This window comes from Vibrio fujianensis, assembly GCF_002749895.1.
Classification (GTDB): Bacteria; Pseudomonadota; Gammaproteobacteria; order Enterobacterales; family Vibrionaceae; genus Vibrio; species Vibrio fujianensis.
In genome coordinates, this window is record NZ_NBUS01000054.1 from 711,775 (window position 1) to 717,092 (window position 5,318).

The 5,318-nt window shown below is 45.0% G+C and carries 6 protein-coding genes and 1 other annotated feature; all 6 genes read right to left on the bottom strand.

The features are described from left to right. Nucleotides 1–241: type 1 glutamine amidotransferase family protein (locus tag B7C60_RS19825; RefSeq protein ID WP_483887770.1), on the bottom strand; the 241-nt coding region annotated here is incomplete at its 3' end. Continuing rightward, nucleotides 241–1,314, bottom strand: a complete 1,074-nt coding sequence (gene hisB, locus B7C60_RS16390; RefSeq protein ID WP_099612667.1) for a bifunctional histidinol-phosphatase/imidazoleglycerol-phosphate dehydratase HisB — start codon at nt 1,312–1,314, stop codon at nt 241–243. The genes hisB and B7C60_RS19825, both read right to left, overlap by 1 nt. Before the next feature lie 48 nt (nt 1,315–1,362). Then, a complete protein-coding gene (gene hisC, locus B7C60_RS16395) occupies nt 1,363–2,403 on the bottom strand; it encodes a histidinol-phosphate transaminase (protein ID WP_099612560.1) in 1,041 nt (346 codons plus the stop codon). A 2-nt stretch (nt 2,404–2,405) separates the two neighbouring features. After that, on the bottom strand, nt 2,406–3,701 hold the full coding sequence (gene hisD, locus B7C60_RS16400) for a histidinol dehydrogenase (RefSeq protein ID WP_099612561.1): 1,296 nt from the start codon (nt 3,699–3,701) through the stop codon (nt 2,406–2,408). Between the two features lie 5 nt (nt 3,702–3,706). Beyond that, nucleotides 3,707–4,603, bottom strand: a complete 897-nt coding sequence (gene hisG / locus B7C60_RS16405) for an ATP phosphoribosyltransferase (protein ID WP_099612562.1) — start codon at nt 4,601–4,603, stop codon at nt 3,707–3,709. 43 nt (nt 4,604–4,646) lie between these two features. Further along, nucleotides 4,647–4,784: a sequence feature (His leader region), on the bottom strand. 165 nt (nt 4,785–4,949) lie between these two features. Next, the coding region (locus tag B7C60_RS19830; RefSeq protein WP_245869617.1) for a Na+/H+ antiporter NhaC family protein at nt 4,950–5,318 on the bottom strand (369 nt) is incomplete at its 5' end.

Here is a 5,318-nt window from a genome sequence, read left to right on the forward strand (position 1 = left end):
CAAGGCAAATGCCTAGCAGCGGCTTTTCTACCTGTTTGACTAACTCAATTAAATGGCGCTGCGCCAAGTTATGCATCGCCTCACTGGCGGTTCCTACTCCGGGCAAGAATAGTTTATCTGCAGCTAATACGACCTCTGGATCTTTTGATATTGTGACAGGGTAACCTAAACGCTCAACCGCAAACTTAACAGAAGAAATATTGGCACACCCAGTATCAATAATGACGATCTGTTGAGTCATCACAGCACTCCTTTACTGCTTGGCAATTCATTCCCTTGTACCTGAATGGCTTGGCGAAGTGTACGGCCAAACGCTTTAAATAAACTTTCAATCATGTGGTGATCGTTTTCACCCGCCGTAGAAAGATGTAAGGTACACGCTAAGGTATCCGTCAGAGAACGGAAGAAGTGATAAACCATCTCTGTTGAAAAATCGCCGACTTGTGGACGGCTAAATTCGGCTGAAAATTTTAAATAGGGGCGGCCGGATAAATCTAATGCACACTGTGCCAAACATTCATCCATCGGCAGTGTAAAGCCAAAACGGCCAATACCTCGTTTATCCCCCAGCGCTTCTCTCAATGCCTGTCCAAGAGCCAGTGCAGTATCTTCTACGGTGTGGTGATCATCAATATGCAGGTCACCTTTAACCGTTAATGTCAATTGAAAACCGCCGTGGGTAGCAATTTGATCTAACATGTGGTCAAAAAAGCCCAGCCCCGTTTCAATGTGATTACCACCACTTTGATCAAGATTTACCGCAACCTGAATATCGGTTTCTTTGGTTTTTCGTACCACTTCAGCTTTGCGCTCTTGGATGGTCAAAGCTCTGACAATTTCTGGCCAATTCATAGTCTTAGGATGGTATTGGATCCCTCGAATCGCCATATTTTCAGCCAATTGTAAATCGGTAACACGGTCACCAATCACCGCGGAGTGTTTAAAATCCACTTTGCCACCGTGCAGATATTGTTTGACCAGCCCAAGCTTAGGTTTTCGGCATGAGCAATTTTCTTTTTCAAAATGCGGGCAAATCAAAACCTCATCAAACATAACGCCCTGAGATTGGAAAATTTCCATCATCATGCTATGGGGCGCATCAAAATCTTCTTGAGGGTAGCTTTTTGTTCCTAACCCGTCTTGGTTAGTCACCATCACCAAACGATAACCCGCCTCTTGTAAGGTCAAAAGGCTCGGTATCACATAGGGTTCTAGCTTCAGCTTATCTAAACGATCCACCTGAAAATCAACCGGTGGCTCAACAATTAACGTACCGTCACGGTCAATAAAGAGAATTTTTTGTTGCATGCTCACGAGAATATCCTTTTCTTTTTGATGCAAGCGCATACGCTTGCATCCTATTTATTGATAATAATTACGAATAAAAGCGACGGTCTTTTCACACTCTTCACGGTTGCCGACGGAAATACGTACACAATGCTCAATCGGTGAATTACGTAAAATAATTCCGTGTTCCCAAGCGGCTTGAAACAAGGCATCACCATCAGGAAATTGGACGAGTAGATAATTGCCCCACCCTTCAAACACCGTGATTCCCTCGATCATCTGTAAACCCACTTGTAAGTAAGCGCGATTGGCATTGAGATCCAAGACTTGAAATTTAGCACGTGCTAGCCCAGCTTCTGAAAGTGCTTGCGTTGCGATTTCTGCCACTGGGACAGGAACGGGATAAGGGGCAATAACCTTGAGTAATACATCGATAATCGATCTATTAGCCAACGTAAACCCACAACGTAAACCTGCCAAAGCAAACGCTTTTGACAAGGTACGTAAAATGGCTAAATTAGGGTAATCTACCAGCAGATCCACCGTTGAGACTTCAGGACAAAAATCGATGTAGGCTTCATCCATCACGACAATGCCGCGATCTTTGGTCATCTCGAGTAGAGCAATAATGTCTTCACGTTTAACTAGGTTGCCCGTTGGATTATTGGGACTACAAACAAACACTAGCTTCACCTTATCAAGGCTGGCTTCAATGCTTGCTAAATCGAGTTGCCAATCTGCCGTCAGGGGAACCGTTTTACGCTCAACCCCAAACGTTTCCGCGCTAATGGCATACATTCCATAAGTCGGTGGACAATATAGAATGGCATCTTGGTTAGGCTCACAAAAAGCACGAATCAGTAATTCAATCCCTTCATCCGCCCCACGAGAAGTTAATACTTGCTGTGGGCTCACCCCTGCATAATCGGCATAAGCTTGAATCAACGCGTTAGGCTGACAATCGCTATAGCGGTTAAGACGAGCAAAATCGGTTTTATATTCATTATCAAAGGGGGACTCATTGGCATTCAACCAGACATCACCACTACCGCCAATACGACGAGCTGAAAGATAAGGCGTTAATGCCTGAACCTGTTTACGAGCTAGTTTTTCCATAGTTATTGCGCCTTTTGTAACTGTTCAATACGAATGGTTACTGCACGGCTGTGTGCGTCTAACCCCTCTGCATTCGCGATAGCGACCACCGTGGGAGCTAAAGAGATTAAGCCATCAACACTAAGCTCTTGCACTGTCATGCGCTTACTGAAATCAGCCAAACCCAAGCTCGAATAGGTGCGAGTATAACCATAAGTCGGTAAAACGTGGTTGGTACCAGATGCATAATCGCCAACCGATTCAGGCGACCAAGCCCCGAGAAAGATTGACCCGGCATTATCTAATAGTGGCACCAGTTCACGAGGGTTTTTCGTCTGTACAATCAGGTGCTCTGGCCCATAATAATTCGATATCGCCACGGCCTGAGTAATCGATTCGGCAATAATAATCAGGCTTGATGCCAGCGCTTTCTGAGCGATATCCGCTCGAGATAAGCTTGTTAATTGGCGCTGAACCGCATCCATCACTTGATCCGCAATGATCGGTGATGGTGTCACTAACACCACTTGAGAATCCGGGCCGTGCTCTGCTTGGCTGAGCAGATCGGCAGCAATAAATTCTGTATCAGCCGTTTCATCGGCAATCACCAACACTTCAGACGGGCCAGCCGGCATATCAATAGCAGCGCCTTGGAAATCATTACTAACTTGGCGTTTTGCTTCGGTGACATACGCATTACCCGGGCCAAAGATTTTATCTACTTTAGCCACGGTTTCAGTACCATAAGCCATTGCTGCAATCGCTTGACCGCCACCCACATTGTAAACTTCATCAATATTACATAACTTTGCTACATACAAAATTTCATCCGCAATCGGCGGCGGTGAGCAAAGCACCACTTTGCGGCAACCTGCTATTTGGGCTGGAACACCGAGCATCAAGACGGTTGAAGGTAGTGGCGCGCTTCCACCAGGAATATACAACCCTACTTTATTGATAGCCCGAGTGACTTGCTCACAAACCACGCCGGGCATAGTTTCAACTTTTACGGGCTGAGGTTTTTGCGCTTTATGGAACTTAACAATATTGTTGTATGCTTGTTCAAGCGCTTGCTTCATTGGCTGTGAAAGCCGTTCACAAGCAGCATCAATTTCAGGCTGTGGTACACGGATTGACTTAGGTTTTACACGATCAAATTTCTCAGTCAAAGCCTGTAAAGCGATATCACCATCAGCACGAACCTGAGCAATCACCGCTTTGACTGCGGCGGTAATATTCGCACCTTCGGTAATTGCAGGACGTTCTAACACCGATTGTTGTTGAGTTTCACTCAACGATTGCCACACTACGGTTCTCATGGTGACTACTCCATCATTTTTTCAATAGGAAGAACAAGAATGGAGCTCGCTCCGAGAGCTTTCAGCTGTTCCATGGTTTCCCAAAATAGATTTTCTGAGCTAACTAAGTGCACGGCGACCTTACTTTTATCCGCAGAAAGAGGTAACACCGTCGGATCTTCTGCTCCCGGCAACAACGCTGTAATTTGTGGTAATTGTTCAACAGGAGCGTGTAGCATGATGTATTTTGATTCTTTCGCTTGTTGCACGCCGTGCATACGTGTGAGAAGTTTATCGATCAGTGCGGCTTTATCTGCTGAAAAATCTCCTGACCGCTGAATAAGCACCGCTTTAGACTGAAAAATAACCTCGACTTCTTTTAAACCATTCGCTTCTAACGTCGCTCCAGTAGAAACTAAATCCGCAATTGCATCAGCAAGTCCGGCTCGAGGCGCAACTTCCACAGAGCCGGTCAACATACAGGTACTAAAATCAATGCCTTGCTGATCCATATAAGCTTTAAGTAGCTGCGGATAGGTTGTGGCAATGCGCTTACCTTTAAGATCTTGAGGCCCGTGATAAACTTCATCTTTATCCATTGCAATCGAGAGGCGACAGCCCCCAAAATCCATCCGGCGCAACCCAACAAACTGGCTAGGTTGGTTGAGCGCTCGGCGATCCAATCGCGTTTCTTCCAACACATTTTCTCCCACAAAGCCTAAATCAACGACACCATCCATAATCAAACCTGGAATATCATCATCACGAACCAGTAACAGATCAATCGGCATATTGAGTGAATGAACAACCAGACTTTCACCCATGATATTGAATTTTACCCCACATTTTTTCAGTAGTTCCTGACACTCTTGACTCAAGCGGCCTTTCTTCTGGATGGCAATTCTTAGGCGTTGTGTTTGCATAACATGATTCCTTTGCAATGTATTGAAGTTTATAAAATCAAATAGTAAAAAGCCCTCGAGAGTTTGGTTTCCCGAGGGCTTAAAATCTAAATACACATTTGATTTAACCACCGGGAGAATCCTGCCTCCCGGGTACGCGTACATCTCCCGAAAGACTAACTAGGGATGATGATGGTGATGAATATTCATTACAAAACTACGCATACTTAATTTCTTTACTGGTTAATTTGACTGTTTTCAACACTAACCAAGCTTGAACTTTTTTGCAACTGCAATTTTACGGTTTTTTGCTTAGTGACGAAAATAATCAACCCAACCTAAGTAATAAGATTGGGTTGAACACAACTTACTGAGCCGATTCCACAACCATTTTGGCCTTAGAAAGCCAGGATAAAACAACACAAACCAAAAGAAAAACAGCACTGGCGGCCGCCAAGGCAGCAAAAAGTGATGATGTCACCCCAAGCACAATAAAGCCAACGGTTGATATTACTGCCACTGAGAGCGAATAAGGCAACTGAGTCGCGACATGGTCAATATGATTACAGCGCGCTCCTGTCGAAGATAAAATAGTGGTATCTGAAATCGGTGAGCAGTGATCACCAAACACAGAACCCGCTAATACCGCGCTGAGCATAGGTAACATCAAGGCAAGATCAGTCGCACCAGCCATATCACCGGCAATCGGTAACATGATGCCAAACGTTCCCCATGA

Coding starts and splice junctions, on each gene's coding strand:
- hisC (WP_099612560.1), bottom strand. CDS start 2,403: ATGGAAAAACTAGCTCGTAAACAGGTTCAGGCATTAACGCCTTATCTT.
- hisD (WP_099612561.1), bottom strand. CDS start 3,701: ATGAGAACCGTAGTGTGGCAATCGTTGAGTGAAACTCAACAACAATCG.
- hisG (WP_099612562.1), bottom strand. CDS start 4,603: ATGCAAACACAACGCCTAAGAATTGCCATCCAGAAGAAAGGCCGCTTG.